The sequence below is a fragment of the Rhodoplanes roseus genome, from assembly GCF_003258865.1.
In the GTDB taxonomy this organism is placed as follows: Bacteria; Pseudomonadota; Alphaproteobacteria; order Rhizobiales; family Xanthobacteraceae; genus Rhodoplanes; species Rhodoplanes roseus.
In genome coordinates, this window is the sequence record NZ_NPEX01000059.1 from 10,999 (window position 1) to 27,944 (window position 16,946).

Here is a 16,946-nt window from a genome sequence, read left to right on the forward strand (position 1 = left end):
CGCACGCCGTCCCGCGGCGTGAACGGGTCGTAGGGTGGCTTCTCGTGCCCCGTACGCTGCCCCAATACACTGCGCAGCCGCAGGAAAATGAACACGGCGAGCGCGAGAAATATGATGGTATAGATGTCAAACACGTCTCGCACGCTCTCGCAGACGTTGCATGGAACAGGATCGGCGGCTTCGGGCTAACACAGGGTCGATCGGGCGAGTTCCGCCAAGCTGGTCGCCAACCTGGTTGCCATGATCTAGGTACGCTCGCGTCGTCGTTCCAGTGGTCATGTCATCCACGGCACGATGGCCGAACGTTCGACCGCGGGCAGGGTGGCCTGAAGAGGTGGCCTCGATCCGGCATTCGCGCGCCGCAGCGTATCGACGGTCCACGGGCATATTTCGGCATTTGTGACTGCTTCCGGGTGCAAGATCAATGAAAATCGGCAAATGGCTCGTGGCCGGCCTGCTGCTCCTCCCGCTCGCCGAATTGCTCGCGTTTCTCGTGGTTTCGGCCGTGATCGGACTCTCCGGCGCCGCGGTGCTGCTGATCGCCGGCTCGGGCACCGGCGTGCTCGTCCTCTACCGCAGTGGACCACGATGGCTGCAGGATGTCCGCGACCTCCTGTCGGGGCGATTTGCCGCGCATGGAAGCGAGCGGACCGTGCCGGCCGTTCCGGCGCTCGCCGCCGTCCTGCTCGCCGTTCCGGGCTTCCTGACCGACATCGCCGCCGTGCTGGTGCTGGTTCCGCGGGTGCGCAGCCGGCTGGACGCCCTGCTCGGCACTGCCGGGCCGCCCGGCGCGCCCGGCCCGGCCTTCACCCGGCGTCGGCACCCGGGCGGCGGCCCGGTCGTCGACCTAGCGCCGGACGAGTGGGAGGACCTGCCCGAGCCGCCGCCGCGTCGGCGCAAGCGCCGCGATCCGGCCTGACATCCCGGCCCGGCCGGGTGGCCTCCGGCACGCTCGGGAGGGGGCCGCCGCTTGTCGGGTCCGGCCGCCTGTGTTAGCCACACGCGCGCCCGCCGACGGCCGTCGGCGGCGACGGATTTCGCTCATTTCGCGCGGGCGACGGCTCGCGGCTAAGGAGAGTTCATGGCCACGACCACCAACGGGGGCGACGCGGCCGCCGCCCAGGCGCAGCCCACGGGGCCGTCGCTCAACGTGCTCGCGCAGTACGTGAAGGACTTCTCGTTCGAGAACCCGAACGCGCCGCGCAGCCTGATGCAGTCGCCGCAGCAGCCGCAGATCAGCGTCCAGATCAACGTCAACACCAACGCGCTGTCGACCACCGAATACGAGGTGGAGCTGAAGCTCGAAGGCAAGGCCGAGGTCTCCGGCAACACGCTGTTCGGCTTCGACCTGCTCTATGCCGGCGTGTTCCGCCTGACCAACATCCCGCAGGACAACCTGCCGCCGCTGCTGATGATCGAGTGCCCGCGCCTGCTGTTCCCGTTCGCGCGCGAGATCGTCGCCAATGCCGTGATCCACGGCGGCTTCCCACCCCTGCTGCTCGACCCGATCGACTTCGTCTCGCTGTTCCAGCAGCGGATGGCGAATCTCCAGGGACAGCAGCCGAGCGTGCAGGCCTGACGGCCGCAGCCGACCGCCGACACGTCGCAATGGCCGGGCTCGCCCGGCCATTGTCGTTTTGGAGAATGCGTCAGCCGGCCGCGCGGGTCTCGGCGGCTTCGGGCGCCGGAGCCGGCAGGTAGTCCTTCCAGATCGCCTGGTCGCCCAGCGTGCCGACGAAGGCGCGATGGGCGGCGAGCTCGGCCTCGTCGAGCCGCGGCACGAGCGGCACCGGACGGGCGCGCACGATCCGCACCGCGTCGGCGATGCGGGCCGGCGCCGTGTCGGCGCTGACCAGGCCGAGCGTCGCCTGCCGGGCCTCGATCAGCTCGAGATAGACCTCGGCCAGAAGCTCGGCGTCGAGCAGCGCGCCGTGCTTGACCCGCCGCGACGTATCGATGCGGAAACGCGCGCAGAGGTCGTCGAGCCGGTTCTGGCCGCCCGGATACTTGCGGCGTGCCAGCAGCAGCGTGTCGACGATCTGGGCGCGCGGAATCGCCGGCAGCGACAGGCGCTCCAGCTCGGCATTGAGGAAGCCGAGATCGAAGCTCGCATTGTGGGCGATCAGCGGCGCATCGCCCAGGAACGCCACGAGCTCCTCGGCGATCTCGGAGAACAGCGGCTTGTCGGCCAGGAACTCGGCCGACAGCCCGTGCACCGCGAACGCCTCGGCCGGCATGTCGCGCTGCGGGTTGATGTACTTGTGAAAGGTGTTGCCCGACGGAATGCGGTTCAGCAGCTCGATGCAGCCGATCTCGACCAGCCGGTCGCCCTTGTAGGGGTCGAGGCCGGTCGTCTCGGTGTCGAACACGATCTCGCGGGTGGTCATCTGGTCCGGAAAGCCATCTCGTCAGGGCGTCTCGCCGGTCCGCGCATCCGGCGCCCTGGGGCGGCGCGGTGCGCGATTCGCGACGGCGCGCAGAATGGCACGGACCTGGGCGCGGGCGGAATCGAAGCCGCCCGAACTGTCCACGATAAAATCGGCCCGCGTGCGCTTCTCCGCGTCCGGCATCTGCTTGGCGAGGATCGCCGAGAACTTCTCCGCGGTCATGCCGGGCCGGCGCATCACGCGGGCACGCTGGATGTCGGCCGGCGCCGAGACCACCACGACGAAGTCGACGCGGGCGTCGCCTCCCGTCTCGAACAGCAGCGGAATGTCGAGCACCGCGACGGGCGCACCGGCCGCCTCGGCCTCCGCCAGGAAGCGTTCCTCCTCGCGGCGGACCAGCGGATGCACGATGGCTTCGAGCCTCTTCAGCGCGGCGGCGTCGTTCATGACGCGCGGCGCCAACAGGGTGCGGTCGATCCGCCCGTCGACCGTGACGCCCGGGAACGCCGCCTCGACGGGCGCGACCGCATCGCCCTCGTAGAGCCGGTGGACGGTCGCGTCGGCGTCGTGCACCGGCACGCCGGCCTCGGCGAACAGCCGCGCCGAGACCGACTTTCCCATCCCGACCGAACCGGTGAGGCCGATGATCCGCATGGCGCCGCTTCTGGTTCGCTTTCCGGGCTCGCCCGCCTTCGCTCGCCTCAGCCGGCCAGGCAGCCTTCCCGGCGCAAAAAGGCGAGGAGCGGAAACAGCGGCAGGCCCAGAATGGTGAAATGGTCGCCGTCGATCCGCTCGAACAGGTGAATCCCCAGCCGCTCGAGCTGGTAGGCGCCGACGCTGGCCATCACGGCGTCGCCGGCCGTGTCCAGATAGGCGTCGAGAAACCGGTCGGTGAGGCGGCGCATGGTGAGGCGGGCGGTCTCGACATGGCCGAAGATCACCCGTCCGTCCTTCGCCACCGCGACGGCGGAGTGCAGCGCATGGGTGCGGCCGCTGAGCGCCTTGAGCTGCTCGCGGGCGGCGGCACGGTTCTCCGGCTTGTTGAAGCGCTTCTCGCCGAGCGCCAGCGTCTGGTCGGCGCCGAGCACGTAGTGGCCGGGCCAGCGCGCCGCGGCGACCCGGGCCTTCTCGCGCGCCAGCACCAGGGCGGCCTGCTCGGGCGATACCGGTCCGCCGCGGCTCTCCACCGCCCGCTCGTCGATATCGGCCTCGGTCGGCTCGATCGGCAGGCCGGCATCGGCCAGCATGGCGCGCCGCGCGGCGCTCTTGGAGGCGACCACCAGGGGCGTGGGAGCGAGCCAGAGCATCATTCGATCCCGGGCTGGCGGCGGCGCTCGGCCAGCAGCGCCATCACGGCGGCGGCCGTCTCCTCGATGGAGCGGCGCGTCACGTCGATCAGCGGCCAGCCGTTGCGGGCGCACAGGCGCCGCGAATAGGTGATCTCCTCGGTGACGGATTCACGGTCGATGTACTGATCGTCCTCGTTGTGGGCCTTCAGCCCGAGCAAACGGTTCTGGCGGATCGCCACGATCCGCTCCGGGCTGGCGAACAACCCGACCACCAGCGGCTTCTGCAGCAGCTCCAGCCCGGGCGGCAGCGGCACGCCCGGCACCAGCGGGACATTGGCGGTCTTGACGCCGCGATTGGCCAGATAGATCGAGGTCGGCGTCTTCGACGTCCGCGACACCCCGACCAGCACCACCTCGGCGCGCTCGAGGTCGTCGGCCATCTGCCCGTCGTCGTGCATCATGGTGTAGTTGAGCGCGTCGATCCGCTTGAAGTACTCGGCGTCGAGCGCGTGCTGCGCGCCGACCCGGGGCGTCGCCTCGGCCCCCAGATGCGACTCGAACAGCCGCAGCACCGGGCCGAGGATCGACAGGCAGGGCAGCCCGAGGTCCCGGCAGGTGTTCTCCAGGCGGTCGATCAGGGCGGCGTCGAGCAGCGTATAGAGGACGACGCCCGGCTCCTGCTCGATCTCGGCGAGCACGTGGTCGAGCTGCTTGTTGGTGCGCACCGCCGGGTAGACGTGCTCGACCGCCGACACCTGGGTGTACTGCGCGGTCGCCGCCCGGGCGACCGTGATCAACGTCTCGCCGGTCGAATCGGAGACCAGATGCAGGTGGAAGAAGCTGGTCGGCTTGGTCATCGCACTCCAGGGGACGGCTGTGGACGGCTGGGGAGAAACCGCACGGACGCCACCGCCGCGGGGACGTGCAGCACGTCCCGGCCCGGCCCGGATCACATATTCACAGGACGGGGAGAACGAGCCCCGGATTTATACTCCTTCATTGTGAAGAGCGGCAATGGTATCAAACCAGGGAGCCGGCACCGGCCAAGCCACGGGTACACAATGACTCCTCGCATCGCTTGCGAGGATCGTCCCGGATCGGGAATTGTGGATTGCGCTGTGGACGACGGTGCGGATCGTGTGGACAGCGAGTCGTGAGTCTTTTCCCGCCCCCAATAGACTCAACAATGAAGATTCTCTTAATCTTTTGATAGAGCAGATGAGCACACTCGAATCGGTTTCGAACCCCACCCGCCCTGTCCTGGAGGTCCTGTCCGGCAAGCGGCAGGCGATCCCTCCGGTCTGGATGATGCGTCAGGCGGGACGCTACCTGCCCGAGTACCGGGCGACGCGCGAGCAGGCGGGGAGCTTCCTCGACCTCTGCTACAACCCGAAGCTCGCCGCCGAGGTAACGTTCCAGCCCATCCGTCGGTTCGGCTTCGATGCGGCGATCTTGTTCTCCGACATCCTGGTCGTGCCGCATGCGCTCGGGCAGACCGTCAGCTTCACGGCCGGCGAGGGTCCGCGGCTGCAGCCCCTGGTGACGGCCGGCAATGTCGGCCGATATGCCGGGGCCTTCGACAAGGAGAAGCTCGCCGCCGTGTTCGAGGCGGTGCGCCTCATCCGAGCCGGCCTGCCGCCCGAGGTGACCTTCCTGGGCTTCTGCGGAGCCCCGTGGACGGTCGCGACCTACATGGTGGCCGGTGAGGGCACCCCGGACCAGGCGCCGGCCCGGCTGCTGGCCTACCGCGATCCTGCGACCTTCCAGCGATTGATCGATTCCCTGGTCGAGGCGTCGATCACCTACCTGGTCGAGCAGTTTCGTGCCGGCGTCGACGCCGTGCAGCTGTTCGACACCTGGGGCGGGATCCTGCCGCCGGCCGAGTTCGACCGCTGGGTGATCGAGCCAGCCAACCGGATCGTCTACGGCGTACGGGCGCAGGTGCCGGGCGCCAGGATCATCGCGTTTCCGCGTGGCGCCGGGACCCAGCTCGAACGCTTCATCGACCGCGTGCCGGTCGACGCGGTCGGCCTCGACTGGACCATCGATCTCGCCTTCGCGCGTGAACGGATCCAGACCCGGGTGGCCGTGCAGGGCAATCTCGATCCGCTGCTGTTGATCGCCGGTGGCGATGCGCTCGATCGCGGCGTCGATGCCGTGCTGGAGGCGTTCCGCGACGGGCCGTTCATCTTCAATCTCGGCCACGGCATCACGCCCGACGCGCCGATCGAGAACGTCGAGCGCATGCTGGCGAGGGTGCGCGGTCGTTGACGGACGCCGACCCGCCACGCGGCGAGCTCGCCTCGCCGGGCCGGCGGGCGGTCCGGGCCGTGCTCGGCCTGCTGGCGCCGGTGGCGGCCGCGGTCGGCCTCGTGCTGGCCGTTCCGGTCGACGCCTATCTGTGGATGAAGGCGGCCCATCTCGTCACCGTGACGGCCTGGGTCGCCGGCATGCTGGCGCTGCCGCCGCTGTTCGCCCTGCATGTGCGGGCCGGCTCGGGTGCCGTCGCCGACGTGCTGGGGCGCATCGAGCACCGGCTGATCCGGCACCTGGTCAATCCCGCCATGGTGCTGACCTGGGGCTTCGGCGGTTGGCTCGTATGGGAGGGTGGCTGGTTGGCGAGCGGCTGGTTTCATGGCAAGCTCGCGCTCGTCGTCCTGCTGTCGGCCGTGCACGGCAGCGTCTCGGCCGAGACGCGTCGCCTCGCCCGGCCGGGAGGGCCGGAAACGGCCCGGAACCGATTGGGATTCTATATCGTTCTCAACGCCGTGGGGGTCGTTTCTGCGATCGGGACGGTGGTGCTGGTGATCGTCAAGCCGTTCTGAGCGGCAACCTGCACGTCCTTTGACCAGCCTTCTCTCTTGCGTGCTCCGCCCAGTTTACCTATGTTGGCGCCATCTCCCCGAACGCAGGCAGATGCATTCGAACGAGGCCCCGACAGGGCCAAAGCGCAGCATCGGGGCCCAGAGGCCTGAAGCCCGTTTGCCCAAAGACCTGCGAATCTCCCCCTTCCAGCGTCGATCGGAATTGACCCGTCGACCTACAGGATAACCCGCATGCGGGAAATGAAGCTTCAGGATCTCAAGTCCAAGACTCCGACCGAATTGCTGGCGTTCGCCGACGAGCACGAGGTGGAAAACGCCTCGACCATGCGCAAGCAAGAGCTGATGTTCGCCATCCTCAAGCAGCTCGCGCAGAAGGACGTCGAAATCATTGGTGAAGGTGTCGTCGAGGTGCTGCAGGACGGCTTCGGCTTCCTGCGCTCCCCCGAGGCGAATTATCTTCCCGGCCCGGACGACATCTACGTCTCTCCCTCTCAGATCCGCCGCTTCGGCCTGCGCACCGGCGACACCATCGAGGGACAGATCAGAAGCCCGAAGGAGGGCGAGCGCTACTTCGCGCTTCTCAAGGTCAACACGATCAATTTCGAGGACCCCGAGAAGGCGCGGCACAAGATCAACTTCGACAATCTGACGCCGCTCTATCCCGACGAGCGGCTGAAGATGGAGGTCGAGGATCCGACCCGGAAGGATCTCTCCGCCCGCGTCATCGACATCGTCGCGCCGATCGGCAAGGGCCAGCGCGCCCTGATCGTGTCGCCGCCGCGCACCGGCAAGACGGTGCTGCTGCAGAACATCGCCCACGCCATCACGGCGAACCATCCCGAGTGCTATCTGATCGTCCTGCTGATCGACGAGCGCCCGGAAGAGGTGACCGACATGCAGCGCTCGGTGAAGGGCGAGGTGATCTCCTCGACCTTCGACGAGCCGGCGTCGCGTCACGTCCAGGTCGCCGAGATGGTGATCGAGAAGGCGAAGCGCCTGGTCGAGCATCAGCGCGACGTCGTGATTCTTCTCGACTCGATCACCCGTCTCGGCCGCGCCTACAACACGGTGGTGCCGTCCTCCGGCAAGGTCCTGACCGGCGGCGTCGATGCCAACGCGCTGCAGCGGCCGAAGCGCTTCTTCGGCGCGGCCCGCAACATCGAGGAGGGCGGCTCGCTGACCATCATCGCGACTGCGCTGATCGAGACCGGCAGCCGCATGGACGAGGTGATCTTCGAGGAGTTCAAGGGCACGGGCAATTCGGAAATCATTCTCGACCGCAAGGTCGCCGACAAGCGCACCTTCCCGGCCATCGACATCACCCGCTCCGGCACCCGCAAGGAGGAGCTGCTCACCGACAACCAGCAGCTCAAGAAGATCTACGTCCTACGCCGCATCCTCAATCCGATGGGCACCATGGACGCGATCGACTTCCTCCTCGACAAGCTCCGCAACACCAAGAACAACGGCGAGTTCTTCGACTCGATGAACACCTGATGCCATGCGCGAGGTCCCGCAGCGGCTTGCCGTCGGCGAGGCACGCTGGCCGGAGGACCGGGCGCTGGTGGAGCGGCTGTTCAGGGACTACGTCGCCTGGGCCGGTGGCGATCTCGGCAACGAGAACATCGAGCGCGAGGCGGCCCGCCTGCCGGGCCGTTATGCCAGGCCGCACGGCTGCGTGCTGATCGCCCATGCGGGGCCCGATCCGGTCGGCGTCGCGGCCTACCGGCGACGGCGGACCGGGGTGTGCGAGCTCAGGCGGCTGTTCGTCCGTCCGGTGTTTCGCGGCCTGCACATCGCCGAGGTGCTTTTAGACGGTCTGCTGGAGAGCGCCGTCGAGGCGGGCTACCGCGCCATGGCCATCGAGGTCGGGGACCGCATGACGATCGCCCGCGAGCTTTATCAAAGAGCCGGGTTCGCGCCCGATCGCCGACGCGCACCGACGCGGCCCGGGCTGATCGCCCTGCGGCGCAGCCTCGTCGCCAGCACACCGGCCGCGCGGTCGAGCGAGGTCGTGGAGGGGTAGGGCGCGTTACGCGACGGTCCCGCCCGCAGCCAAAACCTCGCGCAGTCCGTCCGGGGTCAGCACCGGCAGTGAGCACCGTCGGTCGAAGCACACGAAGGCGGCCGCGCCCGCCACCGCGGCGATCTTGTCGCGAGCCGGGTGGTTCGGGGCGAGGCGGGCGCCGTCAGCGACCTGCAGCAGGACCCGTTCGGTAAAGGGGACGTACTGCGCTGCACCAACCAGTGCAGCATTGTGCGCCTCATCGCCGACCACCGCGATCTCTGCTGCGCGAAGGCGCAGGTCCAACGCGTTCAGCAGCCCGAGATGGCCGAACACGTTCCCGGCGGCGAGCGGAAGCAGGCCGTCTAAGAGACGGTCGGCGCGGGCCCGAAAGGCATCGTCGCCGGCCAGGACGGCGAGCCGGACCAGATTCTGGGCGGCAAGGGCGTTGTGGTTCGGGACAGCGTCGTCCTGAGTCGATGACGGACGAACCACCAGCCCCTCCGCGTCGTCGGCGGTGAGGAAGTAGCCGCCGGTCGCAGGGTCGCCGTGACGCGTTTCCAAAGCGTTCTGCCAAGTGACGGCCTTGTCGAGGTAATCCGGCTCGCCCGTGGCCTCGAACAGGGCCAGGGCGGCGCGCGTCATGGCGGCGAAGTCGGAGGCGAGGCCAGGGAACAGCAGCCGTCCCTGGCGCCACGAATGGCCGAGCCGGTCGCCTCGGGCCATCGTCCCGGCGATGAAGCCGAAGGCGCGGCGCGCCCGGTCGATCCACTCCGGCTGGTCCAGCAGCGCGCCGGCATTAGCCAGCGCGGCGATCATCAGGCCGTTCCAGTCGGCCAGAATCTTGTCGTCGAGTCCAGGCCTTACCCGACGTTCACGCAATTTTAAGAGACTTTGACGCAGTGCAGCAAAACGTTGCACCAGCGCCGGGTCCTCCGGCCGTAGGGCGAAGGCCTGGCCGGTTCGGGCCCGGGCATACTCGTCGAGCCCGGGCAGCCGGTTGAGGATCGTGTGACCCTCGAAATTGCCGGCCGGCCCCACGTCGTAGTGGCGGGCGAAGAGGTCGGCGTTCTCCTCGCCGAGCGCCGCCTGGATCTCCTCCAGGCTCCACACGTAGAACTTTCCCTCCTCGCCCTCCGAATCCGCGTCGAGCGAGGCCGAGAACGCGCCCTCCGCCGTCGTCATCTCGCGGGACAGCCAGCCGACCGTCTCAGCGGCGCGCCGGCGGAACAGGTCGTGTCCGGTCCGGGCATGCGCCAGCGCCAGCAGCTCGAGGAGCTGGGCGTTGTCGTACAGCATCTTCTCGAAATGCGGCACCAGCCATCGGTCGTCGACCGAGTAGCGGGCGAAGCCGCCGCCCAGGTGATCGTAGATGCCGCCTTCGCACATCCGCTCGAGAGAGAGGGCGACGAGGTCGAAGCACACGTTGGTGCGCTGCACATCGGGCTGCGCCGCCGCGGCGCGCTGGCCGGCCCGCCACAGCAGCTCGAGCAGGGCGGGCTGGGGGAATTTTGGTGCGCCGCGAAGGCCGCCATTGCCGATGTCGATCAGCCCGGCGAGCTGCTGGGCGACGCCGTCGAGCTCGGGCAGGCCGATGGTCACGGCGGTGTCCGCCTTGGCGCGGGCCGCGAGCCGGCCCATCAGGGCGGTGCGATTCTGGTCGATCCGCTCCGGCTCCTCGCGGAACAGGCGCGCGACCTCGCGCAGCACGTCGGGAAAGCCGGGCCGGCCGTAGCGCGAGGCCGGCGGGAAATAGGTGCCGCCCCACACCGGCTCGCCGGCGGGAGTGAGGAACATGGTCAGCGGCCAGCCGCCCTGCTCGCCCAGATGGTGCAGTGCACCCATGTAGATCTGATCGATGTCGGGCCGTTCCTCGCGGTCGACCTTGATGTTCACGAACAGCTCGTTCATCAGGCCGGCGATGGCCGGGTTCTCGAAGCTTTCGTGCGCCATCACGTGGCACCAGTGGCAGGCGGCGTAGCCCACCGACAGGAGGATCGGCTTGCCGGTGCGCTGCGCCTCGGCCAGCGCCTCCGGTCCCCACGGCCACCACTCGACCGGATTGTGCCGGTGCTGCAGCAGATAGGGGCTCGTCTCGCGCCCGAGGCGGTTCTCGCGCAGACCGGTGGCGGTCGGTTCGGCTGAGGTCGGGTCCATCGGGTCTCCCGGGGTTCGGCCCATTATCGGGGAGAACCGGCGAGACCGACAGGGGTGCCGCCGCGGCCGGCCGAAACGCCGCGGATCAGTCCGGCAGCACGCACGGGACGGTGCGGCGGCCGAGGCGGCGGTAGACGCGGAAATCGGTGTCGGTCGTCAGGAGGATCGGTTCGGCCGCGAACTCCGTCATCCGGACCAGGCAGGCGTCGGCGAAACTCATCGGTACGTCGGCGTATTTCTGCATCAGGCGGAGCACCGGCTCGGCCTCCGACCCGAAGTCGAACCGCGAGACCAGTGCGCCGCGGCCGACGAGGGCGCCGAGCACGGGCACACCGGCAGGGCCGAGCAGATGAAAGGCTTCCGAGAGAACCGCATCGCAGGTGAGCCAGGGCGGCGGCGCCCGTTCGGCCGTACGGATCGCCCAGGCGTGATGGCCGTCGCGGCGGGCCAGGAGGGCCACCAGGAACCCGGCATCAACCAGGACGCTTGCGGCCATAGTGGGTGGCCTTCAGGGCAGTCTTGCGGTCGGCGCTCAGACCGGGCGGCAGCCCATCCACGATTCCGATCAGGTCCGAGATGGCAGAAAGGCTGGACGAGGGGGCGCCGGGAGCTGCAACGCTGAGGCGCTCGCGCACCACATCGGATTTCGAGACCTTGCGGGCCTGCGATTCGGCCTCGATCTCAGCCACCAGGGCGTCGGGCAAACGAACCGTCAGCGTTTTCATGCCGCGATTGTATGACGGAGGTGGCAAGCCTGCAATACGGGGGCGCTTGGCCGTCCCCGCGCTGTTTCGGATCCGTGTCGCTCATGATAGCTCGAGGCTAGAGATGACCTTCGTTCGCGACACCATCTTCGCCCTGTCGTCCGGGCGGCCGCCGGCCGCCATCGCCGTGGTGCGCGTGTCGGGGCCGCAGGCGGGCGAGGCAGTGCGGGCGCTGATCGGTCGGGTGCCGGCGCCGCGGCACGCGACGCTCGCGACCGTGCGGCAGCCCGCGACCGGCGAGGCGATCGACCAGGCGGTGGTGTTGTGGTTTCCGGGCCCGGCGAGCGAGACCGGCGAGGACACGGCCGAGCTCCAGGTGCACGGCGGCCGCGCCGTGATCGCCGGGGTGCTGACGGCGCTCGCAACCGTGCCGGGCTGCCGGGCGGCCGAGCCGGGCGAGTTCACCCGGCGGGCGTTCCACAATGGCCGGCTCGACCTCACCCGGGTCGAGGGCCTGGCCGACCTGATCGCGGCCGACACCGATGCGCAGCGGCGGCAGGCGCTGGTCCACCTCAAGGGCTTCCTGGGCGATCGGGCCGAGGGTTGGCGGCGGCGCCTGATCGAGGCGCAGGCGCTGGTCGAAGCCGGCATCGACTTCTCCGACGAGGGCGACGTCCCGACCGAGCTTTTGGGGCCGGCACTGGCCCAGGTCCGGCTCCTGCGCGACGAGATCGGGCAGGCGTTGGCCGATGGTGGTCGCGGCGAGCGCTTGCGCGACGGTCTCGTCGTCGCCATCGCCGGGCCGCCCAATGCCGGCAAGTCGAGCCTGCTGAACCGCATTGTCCGCCGCGAGGCCGCCATCGTCTCGCCGGTCCCCGGCACCACCCGGGACGTCGTCGAGGTCCATCTGGACCTCGGGGGCCAGCCGGTGACGCTGCTCGACACGGCGGGACTGCGCGACACCGCGGATCCGGTCGAGCAGGAGGGGGTGCGGCGGGCCCGCGACCGCGCTGGCGGCGCCGATCTGGTGCTCTGGCTTCGCGAGGCGGGGGCGGAGGCTGACCTGCCGCCGGCCGGGCTGCGTGGGCGGGTGTGGACGGTCGCGACCAAGGTCGACGTCGTCAATCTCCGGGAGGCTCTCTCGGGCGATGTCGCCGGGCGACAGTTCTTCACCTCCGCCGTCACGGGCGAGGGCGTGCCGGAGCTGATGACGGCGCTCCAGGCCGAGGCGGAGGCGCGGGTCGGGGTCGGCGAGCCCGCGCTCGTCACGCGCGCCCGCCATCGCGCCGGGCTCGACGACACCGTCGCGGCGCTGGATCGTGCACTCGCCGAGGGTCCCGGCCGGGAGGAGATCGTGGCTGAAGAGCTGCGGCTTGCCGCGCGCGCCCTCGGTCGGCTGGTCGGCCGGGTCGACGTCGAGGACATCCTGGACGTCATCTTTCGTGATTTCTGCATCGGCAAGTGATAGATGGCCGCGACGGGCGCCCGTTTTCAGGGGCGCCGAGCGGGTGTTTCACGTGAAACACTGTGCCCAACCCCCGGCTTCGGCATGGAAACACGCTACGACGTCATCGTGATCGGAGGCGGCCACGCCGGCTGCGAGGCGGCTGCTGCGGCGGCCCGCATGGGCGCGCGTACCGCGTTGGTGACGCATCGGTTCGACACGATCGGCGCGATGTCCTGTAATCCCGCCATCGGGGGGCTCGGCAAGGGCCATCTGGTGCGCGAGATCGATGCGCTCGACGGCCTGATGGGTCGGGTGGCGGACCGTGGCGGCATCCAGTTCCGGGTGCTGAACCGTCGCAAGGGGCCCGCCGTTCGCGGCCCGCGCTGCCAGGCGGACCGTAAGCTCTATGCCGGCGCCATGCAGGCCGCGATCCGTGCGACCGACAGCCTCGACGTCGTCGAAGGCGAGGCGGACGACCTCGACATCACGCACGGTCGGGTCACCGGCGTGCGGCTGGTGGACGGGCGGGCGTTCGGCTGCGGCGCCGTAGTGCTGACCACCGGCACGTTCCTGCGCGGTCTCATCCATATCGGCGAACGCCAGATCCCGGCCGGCCGAGCCGGCGAGGCGCCGGCGCTCGGCCTATCGCAGACGCTCGAGCGGGTCGGCTTCGCGCTCGGACGACTGAAGACCGGCACGCCGCCGCGTCTGGATGGCCGCACCATAGACTGGGCGAGCCTGGAGATGCAGCCGGGTGACGATCCGCCCGAGCCGTTCTCGACGCTGACCGACCGCATCGAGACCCCGCAGATCGAATGCGGCATCACCCGAACCGTGGAGGCGACGCACGCCGTCATCCGGGCGAACGTTCATCGCTCGCCGATGTATTCGGGCCAGATCGCCAGCCGCGGGCCGCGGTACTGCCCCTCGATCGAGGACAAGATCGTCCGCTTCGGCGAGCGCGACGGCCACCAGATCTTCCTGGAGCCCGAAGGGCTCGACACCGACACGGTCTACCCGAACGGCATCTCCACCTCGCTGCCGGAGGAGGTCCAGGCCGCGCTGGTGGCGACCATTCCGGGGCTGGAGCGGGCCGTCATCGAGCGGCCCGGTTATGCGATCGAGTACGACCATGTGGACCCGCGCGAGCTGGCCCCGACGCTCGAGGCGCGACGGGTGTCCGGGCTGTTCATGGCCGGCCAGATCAACGGCACGACGGGCTATGAGGAGGCGGCCGGGCAGGGGCTGGTGGCCGGCCTCAACGCGGCGGCGCGAGCTGGAGGGTCGCCCGAGGTCCTGTTCGACCGCGCGGAGAGCTATCTGGGCGTGATGATCGACGATCTGGTGTCGCGTGGCGTGACCGAGCCGTACCGCATGTTCACGTCGCGGGCCGAGTATCGGCTGACGCTGCGGGCCGACAACGCCGACCAGCGGCTGACCGACCGCGGCCTCTCGATCGGCTGCGTCGGCGCGGAGCGGGCGGCGCGGCACCGGGCCCGGACGGCGGCGCTCGGTGCGGCCCGCGACCTGGCGTGTTCGCTCAGCGTGACGCCGACCGAGGCCGAGCGCCACGGCCTCTCCTTGAAGAAGGACGGTCAGCGGCGAACCGCCTTCGACCTGCTGGCCTATCCGGACATCGGCTTGGCCGAGGTCGCCCGCATCTGGCCGCAGCTCGCGACGCTCGCGCCGGCGATCGCGACCCAGCTGGAGATCGACGCCAAATACGCCGTCTATCTCGACCGCCAGACCGCCGACATCGCCGCTTTCCGTCGCGACGAGGGCGTCGTGCTGCCGGACGGCCTCGATTACGGCGGAGTGCCCGGCCTGTCCAACGAGGCACGGGCGAAGCTGTCCGCCGCGCGGCCGAGAACCCTCGGCCAGGCGGGGCGCCTCGACGGCATTACGCCGGCCGCGCTGATGTTGCTCGCGGCGCATCTCCGGCGCCCGCGATCCCGGACCGCGACGGGGCAGGGGTGATGGCCCGGCACAAAGGGAATCCAGACTTCCCCCTCATGGTGAGGAGCGGCCGAAGGCCGCGTCTCGAACCATGAGGCCCCGGCCGTTTGTCGGCATGGCGGGGCCGGCTCGCCAACTGTGGGGCTTTTGCCCGTGGCCTCATGGTTCGAGGCCCGCTGCGCGGGCACCTCACCATGAGGGGCGGGGTACAGCGAACCGGCTGACGTGGACGCGAGTGCGGTCTGAGGACGGGAAGGCGTTTTCGCACCCGGTCTTCGGCTTCGATGCGCGACTGTTCGGAACGACGCCACGAGAGCTGCCATGAAGCCGCCGCGCACGCTTCCCGCCCTCGATCCGGCCGATCGCGCCGCCGCGCTGGCTCTCACCCCCGTTTCACGTGAAACAGAGGCCCGGCTCGACCGCTTCGTTCAGCTCTTGCTGGAACGTCAGGCCGTGATGAACCTGATGGCTCCGGGGTCGATCCCGACCCTGTGGACCCGGCATGTCGCCGACTCGCTGCAGCTCCTGCCGCTGATCCCGGAACACGCCCGCACCTTCGTCGACCTCGGCTCGGGCGGCGGCTTTCCGGGGCTGGTGCTCGCCTGCGCCCTGGCGGACCGTCCCGATAGGATGATCCATCTGGTCGAGGCCACCCAGAAGAAGGCCGCCTTCCTGCGCGACGTCGCCGCGACGCTGAACCTCCCGGTCACGGTCCATCCGGAGCGGATCGAGGATTTCAATCGACGCAAGGCGGTCATCCCCGATATCACCACGGCGCGAACGCTCGCGCCGCTTCCTGTTTTGCTCGGCTACGTTTATCCTTTGTTGACCAAGCGGGGTTGTGCCCTGCTCGCCAAGGGTCAAGATGTAGAGGCCGAATTGACCCAGGCATCTAAATCTTGGAAGATTACGGCCGATCTCGTTCCGAGCAAGACCAGCCCGGAGGGTCGGATCGTCGTCGTCCGCGGCCTCGAGCGCGCGTGACATGACCAGCCCGTCCGACCGCCCCGTGTGCCGCCGCGCCCCCGCCGCCGCGGCGCGGGACGGTATGCGAACCGAAAGCCACTCCGATGTCTGACACAGGTTCCGGCGAGGTCGTCCCGTTCCCGGGCGGGAGCGGCGCCCCGCGCCCCCGCGTCCTGGCGATCGCCAACCAGAAAGGCGGCGTCGGCAAGACCACGACGGCGATCAATCTCGGCACCGCCCTGGCCGCCACCGGCGAGGAGGTGCTGGTGATCGATCTCGACCCGCAGGGCAACGCCTCCACGGGCCTCGGCATCGACCACAAGAGCCGCGACGTCTCGACCTACGACGTGCTGACCGGCGAGGCGCCGCTGCGCGGCGTCGTCCGCTCCACCGCGGTGCCACGCCTCGCGATCGCGCCGTCGACCCTCGACCTCGCCGGTCTCGAGCTGGAGATCGGCCAGGAACGCGACCGCGCCTTTCGGCTGCGCAACGCCGTCGCAGAGCTCAACGCCGATCCGACCGAGCCGCCCTACACCTATGTGCTGGTCGACTGTCCGCCGTCGCTCAACCTGCTCACCATCAACGCCATGACGGCGGCCGACGCGATCCTGGTGCCGCTGCAATGCGAGTTCTTCGCGCTGGAAGGCTTGTCGCAGCTCCTCAAGACGGTCGACCAGGTGAAGACGACGCTCAATCCGGATCTCACGATCCACGGCATCGTGCTGACCATGTACGACGCGCGCAACAACCTCTCCGGCCAGGTCGTCGCCGACGTGCGCGAGTTCATGGGCGACAAGGTCTACGAGACCGTGATCCCGCGCAACGTGCGGGTCTCGGAGGCGCCGTCCTACGGCAAGCCCGTGCTGGTCTACGATCTCAAATGCGCCGGCAGCGAAGCCTATCTGCGGCTCGCCACCGAGGTGATCCAGCGCGAGAAGCTGTTGACCGAGCGCCTCGCCGGCTGAGCGCGGCCCGCCGCGGGGATTTCACCCTCCGGCGCAGTGCGGCGCGCCGCCGCCGGGCGGACCCGGGCCGGGGTGAAGAGCACCCAGTTCGTATACTTGGTATGAAGAGTACGCGGGAGACACCGATGGCCGAAGATGCACCGCGATCGCGCCTGGGGCGCGGGCTCGCCGCCCTGATCGGCGACGTCGAGCCGTCCCAGGCGGCGGCACCGGCCGGGGCGCGCGGACGGGCGCCGGCGGCCGAG

The 16,946-nt window shown here is 69.5% G+C and carries 17 protein-coding genes and 1 pseudogene; 10 read left to right on the forward strand and 8 right to left on the reverse strand.

Translation table 11 applies throughout. From position 1 onward, the window contains the following. Nucleotides 1-134, reverse strand: a pseudogene (locus CH341_RS35810) (Tim44/TimA family putative adaptor protein); the annotation flags it as partial. Nucleotides 135-424: 290 nt separating this feature from the next. Between CH341_RS35810 and CH341_RS11100 the strand changes: the two are divergent. Both CH341_RS11100 and secB read left to right on the forward strand, forming a co-directional pair. Continuing rightward, nucleotides 425-919, forward strand: coding sequence for an FxsA family protein (locus CH341_RS11100; protein ID WP_111419094.1), 495 nt, complete (start codon nt 425-427; stop codon nt 917-919). A gap of 162 nt (nt 920-1,081) precedes the next feature. Continuing rightward, on the forward strand, nt 1,082-1,579 hold the full coding sequence (secB, locus tag CH341_RS11105; protein WP_111419095.1) for a protein-export chaperone SecB: 498 nt from the start codon (nt 1,082-1,084) through the stop codon (nt 1,577-1,579). A gap of 70 nt (nt 1,580-1,649) precedes the next feature. Here secB and dnaQ read toward each other — a convergent pair whose 3' ends face one another. From dnaQ to CH341_RS11125, 4 genes are read right to left on the reverse strand one after another with little or no spacing between them, the layout of a single operon-like run. Then, the gene (gene dnaQ / locus CH341_RS11110) at nt 1,650-2,387 is read right to left on the reverse strand and encodes a DNA polymerase III subunit epsilon (protein ID WP_111419096.1); all 738 of its coding nucleotides are present in this window, start codon (nt 2,385-2,387) and stop codon (nt 1,650-1,652) included. Between the two features lie 21 nt (nt 2,388-2,408). Beyond that, a complete protein-coding gene (gene coaE / locus CH341_RS11115; protein ID WP_111419097.1) occupies nt 2,409-3,041 on the reverse strand; it encodes a dephospho-CoA kinase in 633 nt (210 codons plus the stop codon). 47 nt (nt 3,042-3,088) lie between these two features. Further along, nucleotides 3,089-3,697 (reverse strand): Maf family protein, encoded by a 609-nt coding sequence (locus CH341_RS11120; RefSeq protein WP_111419098.1) that lies wholly within the window; start codon nt 3,695-3,697, stop codon nt 3,089-3,091. Beyond that, nucleotides 3,694-4,533, reverse strand: coding sequence for a pyruvate, water dikinase regulatory protein (locus CH341_RS11125; protein ID WP_111419099.1), 840 nt, complete (start codon nt 4,531-4,533; stop codon nt 3,694-3,696). Before CH341_RS11125 ends, CH341_RS11120 begins: the two co-directional genes overlap by 4 nt. Before the next feature lie 361 nt (nt 4,534-4,894). Here CH341_RS11125 and hemE point away from each other — a divergent pair, with 361 nt between their 5' ends. The 4 genes from hemE (at nt 4,895) to CH341_RS11145 (ending at nt 8,527) form a co-directional block, all read left to right on the forward strand. Continuing rightward, a complete protein-coding gene (hemE, locus tag CH341_RS11130) occupies nt 4,895-5,947 on the forward strand; it encodes a uroporphyrinogen decarboxylase (protein WP_111419100.1) in 1,053 nt (350 codons plus the stop codon). Beyond that, nucleotides 5,944-6,501, forward strand: coding sequence for a CopD family protein (locus CH341_RS11135; RefSeq protein WP_111419101.1), 558 nt, complete (start codon nt 5,944-5,946; stop codon nt 6,499-6,501). The genes hemE and CH341_RS11135 overlap by 4 nt, the downstream gene beginning before the upstream one ends. A gap of 231 nt (nt 6,502-6,732) precedes the next feature. Beyond that, nucleotides 6,733-7,998 carry a transcription termination factor Rho gene (gene rho, locus CH341_RS11140; protein ID WP_111419102.1) on the forward strand — a complete coding sequence of 422 codons (1,266 nt, stop codon included), beginning with the start codon at nt 6,733-6,735 and terminating at the stop codon, nt 7,996-7,998. A gap of 4 nt (nt 7,999-8,002) precedes the next feature. Further along, the gene (locus CH341_RS11145; RefSeq protein WP_111419103.1) at nt 8,003-8,527 is read left to right on the forward strand and encodes a GNAT family N-acetyltransferase; all 525 of its coding nucleotides are present in this window, start codon (nt 8,003-8,005) and stop codon (nt 8,525-8,527) included. A gap of 6 nt (nt 8,528-8,533) precedes the next feature. On the opposite strand, the gene CH341_RS11150 is transcribed toward CH341_RS11145, so the two are convergent. The 3 genes from CH341_RS11150 to CH341_RS11160 all read right to left on the reverse strand — a co-directional run bounded on the left by CH341_RS11150 (nt 8,534) and on the right by CH341_RS11160 (nt 11,388). After that, nucleotides 8,534-10,663 carry a thioredoxin domain-containing protein gene (locus CH341_RS11150; RefSeq protein ID WP_111419104.1) on the reverse strand — a complete coding sequence of 710 codons (2,130 nt, stop codon included), beginning with the start codon at nt 10,661-10,663 and terminating at the stop codon, nt 8,534-8,536. Between the two features lie 85 nt (nt 10,664-10,748). Beyond that, complete coding sequence (locus CH341_RS11155; RefSeq protein WP_111419105.1) at nt 10,749-11,159, reverse strand: type II toxin-antitoxin system VapC family toxin; 411 nt, start codon at nt 11,157-11,159, stop codon at nt 10,749-10,751. Beyond that, entirely contained in the window at nt 11,137-11,388 is a 252-nt protein-coding gene (locus CH341_RS11160; RefSeq protein ID WP_111419106.1) for a ribbon-helix-helix domain-containing protein, read from the reverse strand. The genes CH341_RS11155 and CH341_RS11160 overlap by 23 nt, the downstream gene beginning before the upstream one ends. Nucleotides 11,389-11,491: 103 nt before the next feature. Between CH341_RS11160 and mnmE the strand changes: the two genes are divergently transcribed. The 4 genes from mnmE to CH341_RS11180 all read left to right on the forward strand — a co-directional run bounded on the left by mnmE (nt 11,492) and on the right by CH341_RS11180 (nt 16,701). Further along, entirely contained in the window at nt 11,492-12,832 is a 1,341-nt protein-coding gene (gene mnmE / locus CH341_RS11165; RefSeq protein WP_111419107.1) for a tRNA uridine-5-carboxymethylaminomethyl(34) synthesis GTPase MnmE, read from the forward strand. Between the two features lie 84 nt (nt 12,833-12,916). After that, entirely contained in the window at nt 12,917-14,791 is a 1,875-nt protein-coding gene (gene mnmG, locus CH341_RS11170; RefSeq protein WP_111419108.1) for a tRNA uridine-5-carboxymethylaminomethyl(34) synthesis enzyme MnmG, read from the forward strand. 300 nt (nt 14,792-15,091) lie between these two features. Continuing rightward, nucleotides 15,092-15,754 (forward strand): 16S rRNA (guanine(527)-N(7))-methyltransferase RsmG, encoded by a 663-nt coding sequence (rsmG, locus tag CH341_RS11175; protein ID WP_111419109.1) that lies wholly within the window; start codon nt 15,092-15,094, stop codon nt 15,752-15,754. Nucleotides 15,755-15,840: 86 nt separating this feature from the next. After that, nucleotides 15,841-16,701, forward strand: coding sequence for a ParA family protein (locus tag CH341_RS11180; RefSeq protein ID WP_111419110.1), 861 nt, complete (start codon nt 15,841-15,843; stop codon nt 16,699-16,701). Nucleotides 16,702-16,946 lie beyond the last annotated feature (245 nt).

What these genes read in the sequence shown, in the direction of transcription:
- CH341_RS11125 (WP_111419099.1), bottom strand. Translation starts at nt 4,533, where the DNA reads ATGACCAAGCCGACCAGCTTCTTCCACCTGCATCTGGTCTCCGATTCG.
- CH341_RS11120 (WP_111419098.1), bottom strand. Translation starts at nt 3,697, where the DNA reads ATGATGCTCTGGCTCGCTCCCACGCCCCTGGTGGTCGCCTCCAAGAGC.
- dnaQ (WP_111419096.1), bottom strand. Translation starts at nt 2,387, where the DNA reads ATGACCACCCGCGAGATCGTGTTCGACACCGAGACGACCGGCCTCGAC.
- mnmG (WP_111419108.1), top strand. Translation starts at nt 12,917, where the DNA reads ATGGAAACACGCTACGACGTCATCGTGATCGGAGGCGGCCACGCCGGC.
- CH341_RS11155 (WP_111419105.1), bottom strand. Translation starts at nt 11,159, where the DNA reads ATGGCCGCAAGCGTCCTGGTTGATGCCGGGTTCCTGGTGGCCCTCCTG.
- mnmE (WP_111419107.1), top strand. Translation starts at nt 11,492, where the DNA reads ATGACCTTCGTTCGCGACACCATCTTCGCCCTGTCGTCCGGGCGGCCG.
- CH341_RS11145 (WP_111419103.1), top strand. Translation starts at nt 8,003, where the DNA reads ATGCGCGAGGTCCCGCAGCGGCTTGCCGTCGGCGAGGCACGCTGGCCG.
- secB (WP_111419095.1), top strand. Translation starts at nt 1,082, where the DNA reads ATGGCCACGACCACCAACGGGGGCGACGCGGCCGCCGCCCAGGCGCAG.
- CH341_RS11180 (WP_111419110.1), top strand. Translation starts at nt 15,841, where the DNA reads ATGTCTGACACAGGTTCCGGCGAGGTCGTCCCGTTCCCGGGCGGGAGC.
- rho (WP_111419102.1), top strand. Translation starts at nt 6,733, where the DNA reads ATGCGGGAAATGAAGCTTCAGGATCTCAAGTCCAAGACTCCGACCGAA.
- CH341_RS11160 (WP_111419106.1), bottom strand. Translation starts at nt 11,388, where the DNA reads ATGAAAACGCTGACGGTTCGTTTGCCCGACGCCCTGGTGGCTGAGATC.
- hemE (WP_111419100.1), top strand. Translation starts at nt 4,895, where the DNA reads ATGAGCACACTCGAATCGGTTTCGAACCCCACCCGCCCTGTCCTGGAG.
- coaE (WP_111419097.1), bottom strand. Translation starts at nt 3,041, where the DNA reads ATGCGGATCATCGGCCTCACCGGTTCGGTCGGGATGGGAAAGTCGGTC.
- CH341_RS11100 (WP_111419094.1), top strand. Translation starts at nt 425, where the DNA reads ATGAAAATCGGCAAATGGCTCGTGGCCGGCCTGCTGCTCCTCCCGCTC.
- rsmG (WP_111419109.1), top strand. Translation starts at nt 15,092, where the DNA reads ATGAAGCCGCCGCGCACGCTTCCCGCCCTCGATCCGGCCGATCGCGCC.
- CH341_RS11150 (WP_111419104.1), bottom strand. Translation starts at nt 10,663, where the DNA reads ATGGACCCGACCTCAGCCGAACCGACCGCCACCGGTCTGCGCGAGAAC.